This window comes from Streptomyces decoyicus (genome assembly GCF_019880305.1).
Classification (GTDB): Bacteria; Actinomycetota; Actinomycetes; order Streptomycetales; family Streptomycetaceae; genus Streptomyces; species Streptomyces decoyicus.
This window is the reverse complement of the sequence record NZ_CP082301.1, coordinates 3236690-3254441: the sequence shown is the minus strand read 5'-3', so window position 1 is coordinate 3254441 and position 17752 is coordinate 3236690. Positions and strand designations below refer to the sequence as shown.

General features: G+C 72.2%; 11 protein-coding genes and 1 pseudogene. 7 read left to right on the top strand and 5 right to left on the bottom strand.

The window, feature by feature from the left end; genetic code table 11:
• Nucleotides 1-338: 338 nt before the first annotated feature.
• The 4 genes and pseudogenes from K7C20_RS14235 to K7C20_RS14220 all read right to left on the bottom strand — a co-directional run bounded on the left by K7C20_RS14235 (nucleotide 339) and on the right by K7C20_RS14220 (nucleotide 8078).
• Nucleotides 339-1253: a carbohydrate ABC transporter permease gene (locus tag K7C20_RS14235; RefSeq protein WP_030083509.1), complete on the bottom strand. Its 915-nt coding sequence runs from the start codon at nucleotides 1251-1253 to the stop codon at nucleotides 339-341.
• A pseudogene (locus tag K7C20_RS14230) lies at nucleotides 1250-2628 on the bottom strand (carbohydrate ABC transporter permease). Before K7C20_RS14230 ends, K7C20_RS14235 begins: the two are co-directional and overlap by 4 nt.
• Before the next feature lie 147 nt (nucleotides 2629-2775).
• The gene (locus K7C20_RS14225) at nucleotides 2776-4149 is read right to left on the bottom strand and encodes an ABC transporter substrate-binding protein (protein ID WP_209443991.1); all 1374 of its coding nucleotides are present in this window, start codon (nucleotides 4147-4149) and stop codon (nucleotides 2776-2778) included.
• A gap of 476 nt (nucleotides 4150-4625) precedes the next feature.
• A complete protein-coding gene (locus K7C20_RS14220; RefSeq protein ID WP_053209867.1) occupies nucleotides 4626-8078 on the bottom strand; it encodes an FtsK/SpoIIIE domain-containing protein in 3453 nt (1150 codons plus the stop codon).
• A gap of 494 nt (nucleotides 8079-8572) precedes the next feature.
• Here K7C20_RS14220 and K7C20_RS14215 point away from each other — a divergent pair, with 494 nt between their 5' ends.
• From K7C20_RS14215 to K7C20_RS14200, 4 genes are all read left to right on the top strand, one after another.
• Nucleotides 8573-10222 (top strand): serine/threonine-protein kinase, encoded by a 1650-nt coding sequence (locus tag K7C20_RS14215; RefSeq protein WP_053209866.1) that lies wholly within the window; start codon nucleotides 8573-8575, stop codon nucleotides 10220-10222.
• Between the two features lie 347 nt (nucleotides 10223-10569).
• Nucleotides 10570-11841 (top strand): serine/threonine-protein kinase, encoded by a 1272-nt coding sequence (locus K7C20_RS14210; RefSeq protein ID WP_053209865.1) that lies wholly within the window; start codon nucleotides 10570-10572, stop codon nucleotides 11839-11841.
• Between the two features lie 168 nt (nucleotides 11842-12009).
• Nucleotides 12010-13116, top strand: a complete 1107-nt coding sequence (prfB, locus tag K7C20_RS14205; RefSeq protein ID WP_030083488.1) for a peptide chain release factor 2 — start codon at nucleotides 12010-12012, stop codon at nucleotides 13114-13116.
• A gap of 322 nt (nucleotides 13117-13438) precedes the next feature.
• Nucleotides 13439-14266 carry an LPXTG cell wall anchor domain-containing protein gene (locus tag K7C20_RS14200; RefSeq protein ID WP_053209864.1) on the top strand — a complete coding sequence of 276 codons (828 nt, stop codon included), beginning with the start codon at nucleotides 13439-13441 and terminating at the stop codon, nucleotides 14264-14266.
• A gap of 112 nt (nucleotides 14267-14378) precedes the next feature.
• On the opposite strand, the gene K7C20_RS14195 is transcribed toward K7C20_RS14200, so the two are convergent.
• Nucleotides 14379-14573 (bottom strand): hypothetical protein, encoded by a 195-nt coding sequence (locus K7C20_RS14195; protein ID WP_030083484.1) that lies wholly within the window; start codon nucleotides 14571-14573, stop codon nucleotides 14379-14381.
• 249 nt (nucleotides 14574-14822) lie between these two features.
• Between K7C20_RS14195 and ftsE the strand changes: the two genes are divergently transcribed.
• The 3 genes from ftsE (at nucleotide 14823) to K7C20_RS14180 (ending at nucleotide 17748) form a co-directional block, all read left to right on the top strand.
• Complete coding sequence (gene ftsE, locus K7C20_RS14190; protein ID WP_018091242.1) at nucleotides 14823-15512, top strand: cell division ATP-binding protein FtsE; 690 nt, start codon at nucleotides 14823-14825, stop codon at nucleotides 15510-15512.
• Nucleotides 15513-15544: 32 nt separating this feature from the next.
• Nucleotides 15545-16459, top strand: a complete 915-nt coding sequence (ftsX, locus tag K7C20_RS14185) for a permease-like cell division protein FtsX (protein ID WP_030083482.1) — start codon at nucleotides 15545-15547, stop codon at nucleotides 16457-16459.
• 68 nt (nucleotides 16460-16527) lie between these two features.
• A complete protein-coding gene (locus K7C20_RS14180) occupies nucleotides 16528-17748 on the top strand; it encodes a S41 family peptidase (protein WP_030083480.1) in 1221 nt (406 codons plus the stop codon).
• Nucleotides 17749-17752 lie beyond the last annotated feature (4 nt).

Genomic DNA, 17752 nt, shown 5'->3' with positions numbered 1-17752 from the left:
AGACGGTCGGGAACGTAGGGCTGAGTACGACGCGTGCAGGGGGAGTACGTGCGGTATGTGCCGGCGCTGTCCGCCGTGGATGTACCGGGTGTGCGAGGAGAAAACTGCGGGATCTGAGGGATCTGAGGGTGCCGCGGGCTTTGCGGGCTCTGCGGGAGGGATCTGCTGTTGTCGGCGTCTGTGCAGTTGTGGACGCGCCCGGCGTCATGGCCGCCGCGCACCGGCGCGGCCTCGTGGCACGGCAGCGACGTCACTGTAGGCGGACGAAAATGAACGGGAGGTGGCGTGGCGACGGGGACTGCCGGGACCACCGTGCCTGCCGGGCCCCCGCGGGGGTCTCACTTCACCGCGCCGGCCATCACACCGGAGACGAACTGACGCTGGAAGGCGAAGAAGACGATCAGCGGCACCACCATCGACAGAAAGGCGCCGGGCGCCAGCACATCGATGTTGTTGCCGAACTGGCGCACCTCCTGCTGCAGCGCGACGGTCACCGGCGGGTTGCCGCTGTCCGCGAAGATCAGCGCGATCAGCATGTCGTTCCACACCCACAGGAACTGGAAGATCCCCAGCGAGGCGATCGCCGGCCCGCCCAGCGGCATCACGACACGGGTGAACAGCCGCAGCTCGCCCGCCCCGTCCAGCCGGGCCGCCTCCAGCAGCTCGCGCGGGATCTCGGCGAAGAAGTTCCGCAGCAGGAACACCGCGAACGGCAGCCCGAAGGCCGTATGGAAGAGGATCACCCCGGCCGTCGTCTCGAACAGCCCGACCGCGCCGAACAGCTTGGCCACCGGGATCAGCGCCACCTGCACGGGCACCACCAGCAGCCCGACGACGACCATGAACCAGCCGTCCCGTCCGGGGAACTCCATCCACGCGAACGCATAACCCGCCAGCGATCCGATGACCACGACCAGTACCGTCGCCGGCACGGTGATCGCCGCCGTGGTCAGCAGCGAGCCCATCACCTTGTCGTTCGACAGCAGCTGGCTGTAGTTGTCCCAGGTGATCTGGGCCGGTGCGCTGAAGACCTGCCACCAGCCGGACTCGGCGATCTGCTGCGGGCTGCGCAGCGAGGACAGCAGCAGCCCCACCGAGGGCATCAGCCAGAACAGGGCGACAAGGACCAGGAAGACCCGCATCGCGCCGCCACCGGCCCGCGCCGCGATCCGGGCGGCCAGCGGCTGCCGGGCCCGTACGGCACCGGCACTGCCGGAGCGCCCGTCCGGTACGCCACCGTCCACGGTCGTCATCGGCGACGCTCCTTCCGTATGCGCCGGAGATTGACGTACATCACCGGCAGCACGAGCAGCAGCAGGAATACGGCGATCGCGCTGCCCAGGCCCTCGTCGACGTCGGTACCGAACGACGACTGGAAGAGCTGGAGCGCCAGCACGTTGGCGGATCTGATGCTGGAGCCCGGCGCGATGATGTAGACCAGGTCGAAGATCTTCAGCACATTGATCATGAGGGTGGCCAGCACGACCACCAGGACCGGCGCCAGCAGCGGCACCGTGATCCGGCGGAAGACCTGCCACTCGCCCGCGCCGTCCACCCGCGCCGCCTCCAGCAGCTCCCGCGGAACGCCCGCCAGCCCCGCCGCGATCAGCACCATCGCGAAACCGGCCCACATCCAGACGTAGGAACCGATGATCGCCGGGGTGACCAGCGCCGGGCCGAGCCAGTCGACGCCGCGGTAGGCCTCGGCGAAATTGGCCGCGGGCAGCCGGAGGCGGGCGCCGTCGGCCTGGGCGGCGGGCAGCGCAAAGGTGCCGTCCGCCGCCGTCGTCGCCGAGCCGACCACCCGGCCGCCCCTGACCGCCTCGACCGTCAGCCCGGCCAGCGCCTTCTCGTTGCCGTCGACGACGTCGGGCGGCCGCCGCCACCGCGGGTGAAGTCCAGCCACACGGTGCCGGTCACCTGGCCAGGACGGGACCCGGCGGCGGCCGCGGACCGAGCACCGCGCAGATCGCCCGGCTGGACGGCGACCAGCGGCAGCTTCACCGGGGAGCCCGCCCGTACGGCCGAGCGCGTGGTGAACGCACCGCCGCCGGACGGCGCGAGATCGGCCTTGGGCCGCGGTTTGGCACCCGGGAACGGCGCCGGGTCGGCGAACGTGTCATGAATGCCGACCCACACCGCGTTGCCGACCCCGCGCTGCGGGTCCTGGTCGTAGACCAGCCGGAAGATGATGCCCGCCGCCAGCATCGAGATCGCCATCGGCATGAACACGATCAGCTTGAAGGCGGTGCCCCAGCGGATCCGCTCGGTCAGCACCGCGAAGATCAGCCCCAGCACCGTCGAGACGGTCGGCGCCACCACCACCCAGATGACGTTGTTCCTCAGCGCCGTACGGATACCGTCGTCCGAGAACATCGCCCCGTAATTGCCCAGCCCCACGAAGCCGTTGCCGGACGCGTCGAACAGACTGCGGTACACGGAGAAGACGATCGGGTAGACGACCAGCGCCCCGAGCAACAGCAACGCCGGCAGCAAAAACACCGCCGCGGTCCAGGGGCGGGTGCCCAGGACACCGCCGCGCCGCCTGCCGCCGCGCCGCCTGCCGCCGCCGCTGCGCCGGCCGCCCTCGCTGCTCTCACTGGCCTTGCTGACCTGTACGGCGCTCATCGTGACGGTCCCCCGGTCCCGGTCGAGGCGGTCGGCGGCAGCTGCTCCGCGTCCGGACGACTTCGCGTACTCGGTGCCCGGACGGCTTCACGGACTCGGTGCGTCCGGACGGCTTCGCGGGCTCAGTGCCCGGACGGCTTCGCGTACTCAGTGGCTGAACGACTTGGCGGCGTCCTTCTCCAACTGCGCCTGGGTGCCCGCGACATCCTTGGGGTTCTTCAGGAAGTCCTGTAGGTCCTTCCACTCGCCCTGGCCCGGCTTGCCGCCGAACGAGGCGGGCGCCTGGTCGGACATGTCGAAGCGGAAATCGTCACCCGCCGCGATCAGCGCCTTGGCGATCTCGCGCATCACCCCGTCGGCGTACGCAGCCTGGTCGAGCTCCTTGTTCGGCGAGATGAACCCGCCCGCCTGCGCCCAGATCTTGGCGGCATCCGTCGACGCCAGGAACGTCAGCAGCGCCTGCGAGGCCTTGCTGTCCTTGAGGGCCACCGCCACATCACCGCCGGTCACCACCGGGGACTTGGCGCCCACCGCCGGGAACGGGAAGACCTTGGCGTCGGTACCGACCTTGGCCTTGGTCTGGGCGATGTTGGCGGCGGCGAAGTCGGCCGAGGAGACCATCGCGGCCTTGGGGGCATCACCGCCGCTGAAAGTCCGGGTCACCGACGTCGGGAAGTCCGTCTGGAGCGCACCGGAGTTGCCGCCCGCCAGCAGATCCTTACGGCCGAAGAGCTGCCCGAGCGTGCTCAGCGCCTGCTTGACCGTCGGGTCAGTCCACTTGATCTTGTGCTGCGCCAGCTGGTCGTACTTCTCCGGCCCCGCCTGGGAGAGATAGATGTTCTCGAACCAGTCGGTCAGCGTCCAGCCGTCCGAACCGCCCACCGAGACCGGCTCGATACCCGACTCGGCGATGATCTCCGCCGCCTTGACGAAGTCCGGCCAGGTCTTCGGCTCCTTGGCACCCGCATTGTCGAACGCCTCGGTGTTGTACCAGACCAGCGACTTGTTGCTGGCCTTGAAGTAGACGCCGTACCCGGTGCCCTTGTGGGCGCCGAGGTCCTGCCAGCCCTTGGTGTAGTTCTTGGCGAGCTGCGCCTTGGCGGCGCTGCCGAGCGGCTTGAGCCAGCCCTTCTCGGCGAACTCGTCCAGTACACCGACCTGCTGGAGCATCGCGACGTCCGGCGGCCCGCCACCGGCGATCTTGGAGCCGATGAAGCCGGCCATGTCGTCGCCGCTGGGCACGAAGTCGACCTGGGCACCCGTGCGCTTTTCGAACTCATCCAGCACCTTGACGAAGTTCTCCCGCTCGGGGCCCGTCCAGACCGCAGTGACCTGCAACTTCTGGCCCTTGAGCTGGGGGAGCTGCACGGTGGGGGCGGTGCTGCCGCCCTTGCTGCCGCCGCTGCCGTTGTCCTTCGTGCCGCCGCCGCTGCCGCAGGCGGCCAGCATCAGGGCGAGCGCCGAGGCCGCCGCCACCGCGGTCGTGGCGCGTACAGCCGTGCGGTCGAGTCGTCTGCGCATCCCCGTAGCCCCTTATCGCTGCGCCTGCCGTGCCGGTTGCGAAGGGGGCCGTATCACGTCGTGCCGCGGCGCCCTCGCCGTGCCGTTCGCGTCGTGCCGTGCGGTGGTGCGTGGTGCCGTGCGGTGGTGCGTCGTGCCTGCGGTGGTATGTCGTGCCGTGCGGTGGTACCTGGAGCCATGCCGTGGTGCGTCGTGCCTGCGGTGCTATGCGGTCCTGTGAGGCGGTTCGTGGTGCCGTGCGGTGCTATGTAGTCCTGTGCGGCGGTTCGTGGTGCTGTGCGGTGGTGCATCGTGCCTGCGGTGCTATGTGGCCTGTGCGGCGGTACGTGGTGCCGTGCGGCGGTGCGTCGTCGCGCTGCGCCTCGTCGTGCTCTGCGGTGTGCGACAGTCCTACGCCCTGGCCACGGGGTCCGCAATACCGCGTTCCGCGTCAACCGGCCTTTCGTGACGGTGCTGTTATGGGCGGGGCCCGGGGCTCACAGCAGGGGCGGGGCGGAGGGGGCACCCGAGGACTGTGCGGCCCGCTGGAGCGCGCTGGCCAGCAGGGCCAGGTCCGTCGGGCCGTTGCCCAGCTCGCGCAGCGGGCGCCGGGCCGGCGGGTCGCCCATCCGCTGCCACTCCAGTGGCACGACCGTCGGCCGGAGCGTGGACGTCCGGGGTATCCGGCCGGTCACCCGGCCCGCCTGGAACGGCGTCGAGGAGCCGTCCGCCGCGCGGTGCAGCCGGCCGCGGCCCGCGGGCACCGGCTCGGACGGATCGCCGTCGGCGCCCAACCGGACCCGCAGACCGGCCCGTTCGCTGGTCGCGGTCTCCGCCGTACGGTCCGGATGGCCGGTGGCGGCTATCAGATGGACCCCGAGCGCCGCCCCGTCCCGGGCCACCGCCTCCAGGGCGCGCACCACGGAGCCGGCGGCGGGCCGGCCCGTGCTGCCCAGTGCGGGGGCCACCAGGGCGTCGAAGTCGTCGACCAGGACGAACAGGCGGGGCATCGGCACCGCGGTCTCCGCGCCGTCCGCCGCCGGCGGTTCGCTGCGCGCCCGCAGGCGGAGTGTCCCGGTCGTGGAGGGGTCCGCCGGTGGGCCGCTTTCCCCTTCCTTGTTTTGGCAACGATTACGGAGAGTAGTTGGTTCCTGCTCTCTGTGACCACCGCCGCCTTCGGTCGAACGCCGGGGCGCGATGACCCGCGGCGCCGGCAGATGCTTGCTGCGCCACTCGGCGAACGGGGTACCGGCCAGTATTTCCGCCCGCCGCTTCAGCTCGGAGGACAGCGCCTGGGCGAACTCCCGCATCCGGACCGGGTCCGAGGCGGCGAGGTACGTCGTGACATGCGGCAGGTCCGTACAGACCCGCAGTCCTTCGCCGCGCTCGCTGCCGCCGCCGTCGACCAGCACCAGCGACAGCAGATCCGGGCGGTCGGCGGCGGCCAGCGAGGCGGCCATCGAACGCAGCAGCTCGGTCTTGCCGGTGGCCGTCGCGCCCTCCAGGACGAGATGCGAACCGTCGCCGGCGAGATCGGCGCACAGCGGTCCGTGCGGTCCGGCGCCGAGCACCGCGGCGGCGCCGGGCCGGTCGGTGTCCAGGGCGGCGGCCCAGCGGGCCATCAGGGACGCCGGGGTGGCGCGGGCCAGCCCCAACTCGTCCAGCAGCCGCGCCGAATCGGGCAGCGGGACGGCGGCACGGGGCGCCGCCCGGCCGCCGGCCAGGGCCGCCGCATCGGTCTCGCGCAGCGGCGCCAGCGCCCGCGCGAACCGCTCGGCCCAGGCGCCGGAGACCGCGTCCACCGCCGCGACCGTGCCGTTGGGCCCGGAGCCCGGCTGGACCACGCGCAGTGCCGTGGCGACATCGCCGCTGAGCACCGCGACCGCCCCGCACTCACCGAAGGCGGGCGACGCCTCCCGCGCCGCCTCGTACGTCGCGGCCAGCGGGAAGGCGGGGGAGGCGGCCGGGGTCTCGGCCAGGCACAGGAGATGGATACCGGCCGCCGGGCCGCCCGCGGCGAGCCGGGCGGTGGTCTCGCGCAGCGCGGAGCTGCCGGGGTCGCCGTCCACGACCACGAGCGTGTACGGGCCCTGGTGGCGGGCGGCGGCGGAGGCGATCTCCGCCCGGTCGGCGTTGGCCCAGCCGTGGCCCAGCGGGCCGTCGTCGAGCCGGCGCACCAGCTCGGACGTACGGGCCAGGGCCTGTTCCTTGTCGTACGCGAGCAACAGCCGGCAGTCCTGGCCATGGGCCGGGCGGACCTGCGGCAGCCAGCCGAGCCAGGACCAGTCCGCCACCCGCTCCTCGGCGGTCCGCGCCCGGTCCGCGCTGATCAGCACCAGGTCGAGGGTGCCGGGGGAGTGCAGGGCCGCGAGCTGGGCGAGGGCGCTGCGGGCCAGCCCGGCCAGCCGTGCGCGCGGCCCGGCGAGGCCCAGGGAGCCCGCCCGGCGCAGGTCGACGGTGACCGGCACGGCGGTCCGGCCGCCGCTGCGGGCGGCCGTCCCCAGCCGGACGGTCAGCGCGTCGGGGTGGTCCGGGCCGCGCTCCCACAGGCGGGGTCCCGGGCCCAGCGCGGTGAGCAGGACCGCGGCGGCATCCGGCCATCGTTCGTCGGCGGCGGGCCCGGAGCGCGCTTCGGGTGCCTGGGCGTCCTCGGGAGCGGCGGCGAAGGCCGCCGCGGGGGCGTCGGCCGGTGCGTACTCCGGTGCGTGGGCGTCCTCCGGCCCCGCCACGGCGGGCCGGCTGCCGGCCAGCCGCCGCGCCCAGGCGCCGATGCCGCCCCGCCGCCCGCCCTTACGGGGCGCCTCGTCGGACGGCGCCAATGACTGCTGCCCGCCGTGCGTCCGCTCCTGCCCACCGGCCGGAAAGCCGTCGGTGCGCTCCCGGACACCGGGGCCGAAGCCGTCCGCCGGGGCGCCGCCCTCGGTCGTGCGGTCGTAGACATGGCCCGTGTGGGCGGCCGGGAAGGGCGTACCGGCGCTGCCGCGCGGGGAGTTGTGGCCGGGGGCCGGTGCGCCGTGGCCGGGTGCGTCGTACCGGGCCGGGGTGCCGCGCAAGGGGGTGTCCCGCCGTCCCGTCGCGCCCGGTGCCGGTGCGGTACGGGGGTCCGGTGCGGTACGGGGGTCCGGTACGGGAGAGGGCGCACCGCCGGCCAGCCGGGCGTAGGCCCCGGCTCCCGCGTACGCCCCTTCCGCGGCGGCGGTGGCTCCCCGCGGGCCCGGCGCGCCGTACTCCCCGTACTCCTCCGCCCGGCCCGCCGCCCCCGCGTCCGGGCCGGGGCCGGCCGTCCCGGGGGTGATCCGCAGATGGCCCTCGCCATCCGGGGCGGTCGGCAGGGCGGGGTCCGGTGCACTCGGCGCGGACTGGAGGCGCAGGGCGGACTCGCCGATGCGCAGCAGGGCGCCGGGCCGCAGCGGCGCGGGCCGTTCCCCGAGGTCGGTGCCGTCCACCACGGTGCCGTTCGTGGAGCGCAGGTCGGCTACGTACACCGAGCCGTCCGGTTCGACGGTCACGGCGCAGTGCAGCCGGGAGACATCGGGGTCGTCGAGGGGGACGTCGGCGTCGGCGGAGCGGCCGATGCGGACCTGGCCCCCGTGCAGCAGATGCACTCCGCCGGCGTCGGGGCCGGAGATGACCCGCAGACGGGCGGAGCCGTGCGGCAGGCCGTGTGCCGGGGCGGGGCCGGGGCTCTGGAGGGAGAGCACCGCGCCGTCGATCAAAGGGGGCTCGCCGATCGCCGCGCGCTGCGGATCGAGCCGCTCGGTCCCGGCGTACAGCACGACGGGGCCGCTGCCGCCCGCACCGCCGACATCCGCTCCCGAGCCCGCCACGGAGGCCGCGAGCGCGCCTGCCACCGCCGCCAGGGCGGTCCCGGCGGGGGCCGTCACGAGCACATCGCAGGTACGTGTGGTGTGGCCGCTGCGCGGCCCGAGGACGGTCAGCCGGATCTGCATCGCCGTCAACGGTCCCTTCTGCCGGGGATCCGGCGAGGGCTCCGCTCACTCCCCCCACCACACCCGGGCACGTCGGCACGTACAAGTCCCAAGTGCACGTCGCGACAAAGACCGCCCGCCCCCACCGCTTCGTGCTGGGTGCATCCTCGCACCTGCCGCTGACAACACGCCCGCCGACCGCCATTCAGTGATCTTGATTGGTCTTCTAAGGGCGAAAAAGTGCCTGCTTGCGTGCCGTGCCCGGCCGGATTTCGACGCCCGTGGTCAGCTCGGAACGGTCCCGGCAGGATGCTGCGGGCGGCGCCCGGCACCGGCCGGACGCGGCGGGCAACCATCCGTCCCGAAAGTGCGTCTTCCCCACAAGCCCCCAGCGGGCCGACGGACCGAAAAGTTTGTACGACGGCACTACAGTGGGTCGGACGGGCCGCGCGGAGTTGATCATTCGGACCCCGCGGGCCGGGCAAGAGAACCACCACGACCAGGGAGCGCATGACGTGCGGCCGGTAGGCAGCAAGTACCTGCTCGAGGAGCCGCTGGGACGCGGTGCCACGGGCACCGTCTGGCGTGCCCGCCAGCGGGAGACGGCGGGCGCCGAGGCCGCCGTGGCAGGAGAGCCCGGTGAGACGGTCGCGATCAAGGTCCTCAAGGAGGAGCTGGCGCACGACGCGGACGTGGTGATGCGCTTCCTGCGGGAGCGCTCCGTCCTGCTGCGGCTCACCCACCCCAACATCGTCCGTACCCGCGACCTCGTCGTCGAGGGCGATCTGCTCGCTCTCGTCATGGACCTGGTCGACGGCCCCGACCTGCACCGCTATCTGCGCGACAACGGCCCCTTCAGCCCGGTGGCCGCCGCGCTGCTCACGGCCCAGATCGCCGACGCGCTGGCCGCCAGCCATGCCGACGGTGTGGTGCACCGCGACCTCAAGCCCGCCAACGTCCTGCTCGCCGGGTCGGACGGCAGCAGCGAGATGCACCCGATGCTGACCGACTTCGGCATCGCCCGTCTCGCCGACTCCCCGGGCCTGACCCGCACCCACGAATTCGTCGGCACCCCCGCCTACGTGGCGCCGGAGTCCGCCGAGGGCCGCCCGCAGACCTCCGCCGTGGACATCTACGGCGCCGGCATCCTGCTGTACGAGCTGGTCACCGGCCGCCCGCCGTTCGCCGGGGCGACCGCGCTGGAGGTGCTGCACCGCCACCTCAGCGAGGAGCCGCAACGCCCCGGCACGCTCCCCGAGCCGCTGTGGACGGTCATCGAGCGCTGTCTGCGCAAGCGGCCCGAGGAGCGGCCCAGCGCCGAGAACCTCGCCAGGGCGCTGCGCACCGTCGCGTCCGGCATCGGGGTGCACGCCACCCCGGCCGCTGCCGAGGCCGCGCTCGGGGTCGCCGCACTGCTCGCCCCCGATCCCGCGCCCGCCCCCGTTCCCGGAACGGGCGAGGGCAGCCAGCCTGGCGGAGGCGACGCCGACCCCACCCAGGTGCTCCCGTCCGGCGCCGGTTCGTACGACCCGGGAGCGGCGACCAGCGTGCTGCCGTCCACGGGCGGACCGGGCGGACCGGGCGGCCCCGGCGGCGACCCCACCCGGGCCATGCCGCCGATGCCCATGGGCGCACCGGCCGGCGGACCGCAGGAGCCCGACGGCCCCCATCCGTGGGAGTCCCAGATGCGGGCCGCCCGCGACCGCAACGAACAGACCCAGGTGCAGTACCTGGACCCCGGCCAGGACCCGCTGCGCCGCCGCCCGCAGCGCCAGGCCGCCCCCCAGCAGCAGCCGCCGCAGCGCCCGCAGCAGCCGCAGTACCGCCAGCAGCCCGCTCCGGTGCCGTACGCCCAGCAGCAGCCGCAGGCCCCGCAGCGCCGCCAGGAGCCGCCGCCGCAGCGCTACGAACCGCAGCGGCCGCCCGCCCCGGAGCCCCGGCCCCGGCGTGAGCCCCGTCAGCGCAGTGCCAACCCCATGAAGATCCCGGGTCTGGGCTGCCTCAAGGGCTGCCTGGTCACGCTGATCCTGCTGTTCGTGGCGGCCTGGCTGGTCTGGGAGCTGACCCCGCTCCAGGAGTGGATCGGCACGACGCGCGGCTTCTTCTCCCAGGTCGGGCACGTCTTCGAGAGTGTGCAGCGCTTCGTGCAGAAACTCGGCGGCTGACGCCGCCCGACGGCGGGCTCGGTGCAGTCCGCGGGCGTGGGGAGCGGGCCCGGTGGATCATCGCCGGGCCCGTTCCGCCTTTTCAGGACGGGCGGACCCGTGCCGTCCGTCCGGTCCCGAGGCGTCGACGCGGCGGTGCGCCGTGGCGCCCGAGGCCTTCCTGCGACGACCCGTCGGACAGCCCCGGGAAGCAACTCAGTGGATTTGTCGACTTCTGACGGACAATTTCGCTCACAGAAGTGAAGGTTGCCACGTTCCGGGGCACTGAACCCCCTGGCACCCGCGTAGCTTTGACGCCAACCTCAGCCCCCGCAGGACGCTCGGGGGCCCGACACGTCGGAGCAGTCTTGGCACGGAAGATCGGCAGCCGGTACACCGCCCACCAGATCCTGGGGCGCGGCAGTGCCGGCACGGTATGGCTGGGCGAGGGCCCCGAAGGGGCCGTGGCCATCAAGCTGTTGCGTGAGGATCTCGCATCCGACCAGGAACTCGTCGGCCGCTTCGTGCAGGAGCGGGCGGCGCTGCTGAGCCTGGACCACCCCCAAGTCGTCGGCGTCCGTGATCTCGTCGTCGACGGCAACGACCTGGCGCTGGTCATGGACCTCGTACGGGGCACCGACCTGCGCACGCGCCTGGAGCGCGAACGCCGGCTCGCCCCGGAGGCCGCCGTCGCGATCGCCGCCGATGTCGCCGACGGGCTCGCCGCGGCGCACGCCGCCCGGATCGTCCACCGCGACGTCAAGCCCGAGAACGTCCTGCTGGACATGCAGGGACCGCTCGGCCCCGGCGGCGCGCACCCCGCCCTGCTCACCGACTTCGGCATCGCCCGGCTCGTCGACTCGCCGCGCCGGACCAGGGCCACCAAGGTCATCGGCACCCCCGACTACCTCGCCCCGGAGATCATCGAGGGGCTGCCGCCGCGCGCCTCCGTGGACGTCTATGCGCTGGCGACCGTCCTGTACGAGCTGCTCGCCGGGTTCACGCCGTTCGGCGGCGGGCACCCCGGGGCGGTGCTGCGCCGCCATGTGACCGAGAGCGTGGCGCCGCTGCCCGGCATCCCCGACGAGCTGTGGCAGCTGCTGCTCCAGTGCCTGGCCAAGGCGCCGGCCTCCCGGCTGCGCGCCCCGGAGCTCGCCGCCCGGCTGCGCGAGATGCTGCCCGGCCTGGCCGGTATGCCGCCGCTGGACATCGACGAGCCCGACAGCGAGCAACCGGAGGACGAGCAGGAGGCCACCGCCGGTTCCCGCGAGGAGCCGTTCTACCCGTCGCCGCCCCCGGGGGAGGCCACTCCGCCGCGCGGCGCGGTCCCGCTCGTCCAGGGCGCGGTCCCCGACTCCAACCGGGAGACGCACACCAGCATGCGGGTGCCAGGACCGGACGAGCTGGCGGGCGGCGCGCACGGCACCGCCCGTGCCCCGCGGGCCGCCGGTGAGCGCCGGGCGGGCTCGGCCCGGCACCGCTCGTCGCCGGATGCGGTGCGCCGCCGCCGGATCAAGCTCGGCGCGGCCGCCGCCGCGGTGGCCCTGGCGGCCGGCCTGGGCGGCTGGCTGGCCTCCGGCGACGATACGGCGGGCGACGCCACACCGGGCGTCCACCAGCCGGAACCCGGCACCCCGTAACGGCCCGCCCGCGCCCCGGCCGGGCCCGGAAACGGCCCGCAGGACCGGGCCCCGCCCGGCACGCGGCGTCGCGTACGGCCCGCGGGGGGCCCGCCGTCCACGGTTCCGGGCAGGTCCCACCTGCCGGGGCCGGGTCACGCTGACGGTGGTAGCCGTTAGGCTGGGTGCGTGGCAGTCGTCGATGTATCCGAAGAGCTGAAGTCCCTCTCCTCGACCATGGGGTCGATCGAGGCCGTCCTGGACCTCGACAAGATGAGGGCCGATGTCGCCGTGCTCGAGGAGCAGGCCGCGGCGCCGTCCCTGTGGGACGACCCGGAGAGTGCGCAGAAGATCACCAGCCGGCTGTCCTACCTCCAGGGCCAGCTGCGCAAGGCCGAGGACCTGCGTGGCCGGGTCGACGACCTCGAGGTGCTCTTCGAGCTCGCCGAGGCCGAGGGCGACGAGGACGCCAGGGTCGAGGCCGAGGACGAGCTCACCGCCGTCCGCAAGGCGGTCGACGAGCTGGAGGTCCGCACCCTCCTGTCCGGCGAGTACGACTCCCGTGAGGCCCTCGTCAACATCCGCGCCGAGGCCGGTGGCGTGGACGCCGCCGACTTCGCCGAGAAGCTCCAGCGCATGTATCTGCGCTGGGCCGAGCGGCACGGCTACAAGACCGAGCTCTACGAGACCTCGTACGCGGAAGAGGCCGGCATCAAGTCGACCACCTTCGCCGTCCAGGTCCCGTACGCCTACGGCACGCTCTCCGTCGAGCAGGGCACGCACCGCCTGGTGCGTATCTCGCCGTTCGACAACCAGGGCCGCCGCCAGACGTCGTTCGCCGGTGTCGAGGTGCTCCCGGTCGTCGAGAAGACCGACCACATCGAGATCGACGAGTCCGATCTGCGGATCGATGTGTACCGCTCCTCGGGCCCCGGCGGCCAGGGCGTCAACACCACCGACTCCGCGGTGCGGCTGACGCACCTCCCGACCGGCATCGTCGTCTCCTGCCAGAACGAGCGCTCGCAGATCCAGAACAAGGCGTCTGCGATGAACGTCCTCCAGGCCAAGCTCCTCGAGCGCCGCCGCCAGGAGGAGCAGGCCAAGATGGACGCGCTCAAGGGCGACGGCGGCAATTCCTGGGGCAACCAGATGCGTTCGTACGTCCTGCACCCGTACCAGATGGTCAAGGACCTGCGGACCGAGTTCGAGGTCGGCAACCCCACCGGTGTGCTGGACGGCGACATCGACGGCTTCCTGGAGGCCGGAATCCGCTGGCGCAAGCAGCAGGAGAAGTAGCGGATCCGCTACTTCCGTACGTGAAACAACTGCCTCCTTCGGGGAGGCAGTTGTTTTTGCTGTGGCGGTTTGGTCACAGTCGTATGTCCATGTACCGCCCACCGCTTGGCAATTCGGGCATCCGGCCTTTAATCGACCTTGACGATGGTGGCCGAACTGGGAAGGCTGAGCGCGGCATGCGTATGTCTGGGGCGCGTGTAAGAACGGGGAATTGAGCGGCCTGCCCGCAGTGCGGGGCCGAAGCTCGTGCACCCCGACATCGGCTCGTCGCCCCGTACAGCGGTGCTCCAATGACGAGTTCAGCTACTGGGGGTAGCAGTACATGACGAAGAAGACGCGGCTGCGCGTAGCGCGCATTGCGGCCGGCGCAGTGATTGCGGCCGGTGCGTCGCTCACGGCCGCCGGAGCTGCTTCCGCGGCCAGCCCGGGCGATGTCCAGGGCCAGGACGGCGGCATCATCGGCGGCATCATCGGCGGGCTCATCGGTGGCGGTGACTCCGGCGGTGACTCCTCCACCGGTGCCACCGACGGCGGCGAGTCCAGCGGTCAGGTCGGCGGCGAGATCGGCGGCGACGACAGCACCGGCGGCGAGATCGGCGGTGACGACAGCACCGGCGGTGAGATCGGCGGTGACGACAGCACCGGCGGTCAGTCCGGCAGCACGACCGGTGGCGACGAGACCACCGGCGGTCAGTCCGGCAGCACCACGGGCGGTGACGAGACCACTGGTGGCCAGTCCGGCAGCACGACCGGTGGCGACGACACCACCGGCGGTCAGTCCGGCAGCACCACGGGCGGTGACGAGACCACCGGTGGCCAGTCCGGCAGCACGACCGGTGGCGACGACACCACCGGTGGCCAGTCCGGCAGCACGGGCGGTGGCAACGCCACCGGCGGTGACTCCACCGGTACCGGCACCGACAACGAGGGCTCCAAGCCGATCGAGCAGCCCGGTCAGGGCAAGGAGCAGATTGCTGACACGCCCGGCCAGGCGAAGCAGCAGGCCAAGGGCGGCGAGCTGGCGGAGACCGGTTCCACCGGTACCACCTTCCTGCTCATCGGCGCTGCGACGATGATCGCGGGCGGTGTCGGCTTCCGTATGCTGCCCCGTCTGATCAACAAGAACGGCGGCGGCGCCGCAGCGGCCTGATGCCGACGCGGTACAGCTGACTGAGGGGCCCGGGACGCGCTTGCGTCCCGGGCCCCTCGGCCGTTCGCGTGCTCGCTGTCGCCGGGAAGCCTCGTACGGGTGCCGGCGGGTGTCAGGAAGCCTGGTGGAGGAGTATGCCCACCGCGATCAACACGATCATCAGCGCCACCAGCATGGCGGGGCTGAGCTGGGCGAACATGCCGCCCGCTTGCTGCTGAAGTCGTTCTCTGCTGGCCCGGCACACGGGGCAGCGGCCCTCGGTCACAGGGGCCGCGCAGTTGGCGCACACCAGTCGGTCGTACGTCATGCGACCTCCTTCTCCACTGCGCCAACGCACCGGAAGGCGCGTTGGTTCCCTCTTCCACTGTGCCAGCACATCGCCGGAACGGCGCGCCCCGCGAGATTGTGCGCCTTTTGTCCCGTAGGTGCCGTGAATAAACGCACCAACCCCCTACGGCGACTGCGCCGCCCTGCGAGGTTCGCGTATGGTCACGCACACCGACGGGAGCCGCAACTCGGCAACCGTGCCCCTATCCAGGTCGACCGTGGTGCATCAGTGATCCGATTCGACAACGTCTCCAAGACCTACCCGAAGCAGAACCGCCCTGCACTCAGGGACGTCTCGCTCGAGATCGAGCGCGGCGAGTTCGTCTTCCTGGTGGGCTCCTCGGGATCCGGTAAGTCCACCTTCCTGAGGCTGCTGCTGCGCGAGGAGCGCGCCAGCCATGGCCATGTGCACGTACTCGGCAAGGACCTCGGGAAGCTCTCCAACTGGAAGGTCCCGCAGATGCGGCGCCAGGTGGGCACGGTCTTCCAGGACTTCCGGCTGCTCCCCAACAAGACCGTGGGGGAGAACGTCGCCTTCGCCCTCGAGGTGATCGGCAAGCCGCGTGGCCAGATCCGCAAGACGGTGCCCGAAGTCCTCGAACTCGTCGGCCTCGGCGGCAAAGAGGACCGGATGCCGGGTGAACTCTCCGGTGGTGAGCAGCAGCGTGTCGCCATCGCCCGGGCCTTCGTCAACCGCCCGATGCTGCTCATCGCGGACGAGCCCACCGGCAACCTCGACCCGCAGACCTCGGTCGGCATCATGAAGCTGCTGGACCGGATCAACCGGACCGGTACGACGGTGGTCATGGCCACCCACGACCAGCAGATCGTCGACCAGATGCGCAAGCGGGTCATGGAACTCGAAAAGGGCCGGCTCGTACGCGACCAGTCGCGCGGCGTGTACGGCTACCAGCACTAAGCGTGTACGGCCCCCAGCACTGAAAGGACGCCATGCGCGCCCAGTTCGTCCTGTCGGAGATCGGCGTCGGTCTCCGCCGAAACCTCACGATGACTTTCGCCGTCATCGTCTCCGTAGCCCTCTCGCTGGGCCTGTTCGGCGCCTCGCTGCTGATGCGCGACCAGGTCAGCACGATGAAGGGCTACTGGTACGACAAGGTCAACGTCTCGATCTTCTTCTGCAACAAGAACGACGCCGACTCCGGAGCCAATTGCGCCAAGGGTGCGGCCACCCAGCAGCAGAAGAACGACATCAAGGCCGAGCTCGACCGGCTGCCGATCGTGCAGAAGCCGGTGACGTACGAGTCCAGCGACCAGGCGTACAAGCACTACAAGGAGCAGTTCGGCGACACGCCCGTCGCCGGGCTGGTGACGCCCGACCAGCTTCCGGAGTCCTTCCGCGTCAAGCTCAAGGACCCGACGAAGTACGCCGTCATCAAGTCGGCGTTCTCCGAACGGCCCGGTGTCCAGGAGGTACAGGACCAACGGGACACCGTCGAGCCACTGTTCAACCTCCTCAACGGCATGAACATCGCCGCGATATTCGTGATGGCGCTGATGCTGGTCGTTGCGCTGATGCTGATCGTCAACACCGTGCGGGTGTCGGCGTTCAGCCGGCGGCGGGAGACCGGGATCATGCGGCTGGTGGGAGCGTCCAGCTTCTACATCCAGATGCCGTTCATCCTGGAGGCCGCCATCGCGGGGCTGCTGGGCGCGGCTTTCGCCTGTGTGCTGATCATCGGCGGCAAGTACGTCCTCATCAACAACTGGCTGTCGAAGAAGATCCAGGTGATCAACTTCATCGGCTGGGACTCGGTGGCGGCGGTCCTCCCGCTGGTCCTCCTGATCGGGCTGCTGATGCCCTCGCTCGCCGCGTTCTTCGCGTTGCGCAAGTACCTCAAGGTGTGAGCTTTGCCAAGGGGCGCCGTACGGTCAACTTGCCGTACGGCGCCCTTTTGTCCCCTAGACTCACCGCCATGTCGGGCCCGTGTTCGTACGACCGGCCCCGCCGCATTCGCCGCGGGGCGGCCCTGACGTTGTTCCTCGCGAGTGTGCTCGCCACCGGCGCGGCAACCGGCACCTGGAGCGACGAAGCAGAGGGCGCGGTGGAGCGCAACGCCCCGGACCGTACGGCCTCCGGAGCGCACGCGCACCGGTCCGACACGGCGGACCGCGCGGCCGTCGAACGGGCCGCCGCCCAGGCCGTGGAGGACGGCAAGTCCGGTGCGCAGGCCGCCGCCGACGTCGTCAGCCGCAGCGGCGACCGCTGGTCGACGATCTATTCACCGGGCGAGTTCAAGGATTTCCAGGCGCAGTTGGACGGCTCCTATGTCGGCGTCGGGCTCTGGGTGCGGCAGGCGGCCCACGGCCGCATAGAGGTCTCCCGGGTCCAGCCCGGCGGCCCCGCCGCACGTGCCGGCATCACCACGGGCGACCGGCTGCGCGCCGTCGACGGCCGGCCGTCCCGGGGCACACCGGTCACCGAGGTCGTCGGCCGGCTGCGCGGTGCCCCCTCCGGCGGCTCCCGCGGGCCCGCCGCCGCTGCCGGTACGCCCGTGACGCTGGACCTCCAGCGCGGCGCCCGCCGCTGGACGGTCACCCTGCACCGCACCCGTCTGAGATCCCGGAACGTCGTCATCGACCGGCCGGCCGGTGCGCACGGCCCGACCCGCGTCAAGATCTCCGCGTTCAGCCAGGGCACCGGCGACGCGGTCCGCCGGGCGGTGCGCCGCGCCTCCCCGCACGGCGGCATGCTGCTCGACCTGCGAGGCAACACCGGCGGCCTGGTCACCGAGGCCGTGAAAGCCGCCTCGGCCTTCCTGGACGGCGGCCTGGTCGCGACGTACGACGTACGCGGCAGCCAGCACGCCCTGTACGCCCGGCGCGGCGGCAACACCCACCTCCCGCTGGTCGTCCTCGTGGACGGCGGCACGATGAGCGCCGCCGAGCTGCTCTCCGGCGCCCTCCAGGACCGCGGCCGGGCGCTCGTGGTGGGTTCCCGGACCTTCGGCAAGGGCTCGGTGCAGATGCCGAGCACGCTGCCGGACGGTTCGGTCGCCGAGCTGACCGTCGGCCACTACCGCACCCCGTCCGGCCGGACCGTCGACGACGCGGGCCTGACGCCCGACGTGACCGTCGGCAGCGGAGCCGAAAAACGGGCCCGCACGGTATTGAGTGGCATCGGGGGCGGGGCGTAGTGCG

Bases quoted from the DNA above. Each gene is read 5' to 3' on its own strand.
- K7C20_RS14220 (WP_053209867.1), bottom strand. From the start codon at position 8,078: ATGCAGATCCGGCTGACCGTCCTCGGGCCGCGCAGCGGCCACACCACA.
- K7C20_RS14195 (WP_030083484.1), bottom strand. From the start codon at position 14,573: ATGACGTACGACCGACTGGTGTGCGCCAACTGCGCGGCCCCTGTGACC.
- K7C20_RS14180 (WP_030083480.1), top strand. From the start codon at position 16,528: ATGTCGGGCCCGTGTTCGTACGACCGGCCCCGCCGCATTCGCCGCGGG.
- K7C20_RS14235 (WP_030083509.1), bottom strand. From the start codon at position 1,253: ATGACGACCGTGGACGGTGGCGTACCGGACGGGCGCTCCGGCAGTGCC.
- ftsX (WP_030083482.1), top strand. From the start codon at position 15,545: ATGCGCGCCCAGTTCGTCCTGTCGGAGATCGGCGTCGGTCTCCGCCGA.
- K7C20_RS14225 (WP_209443991.1), bottom strand. From the start codon at position 4,149: ATGCGCAGACGACTCGACCGCACGGCTGTACGCGCCACGACCGCGGTG.
- K7C20_RS14200 (WP_053209864.1), top strand. From the start codon at position 13,439: ATGACGAAGAAGACGCGGCTGCGCGTAGCGCGCATTGCGGCCGGCGCA.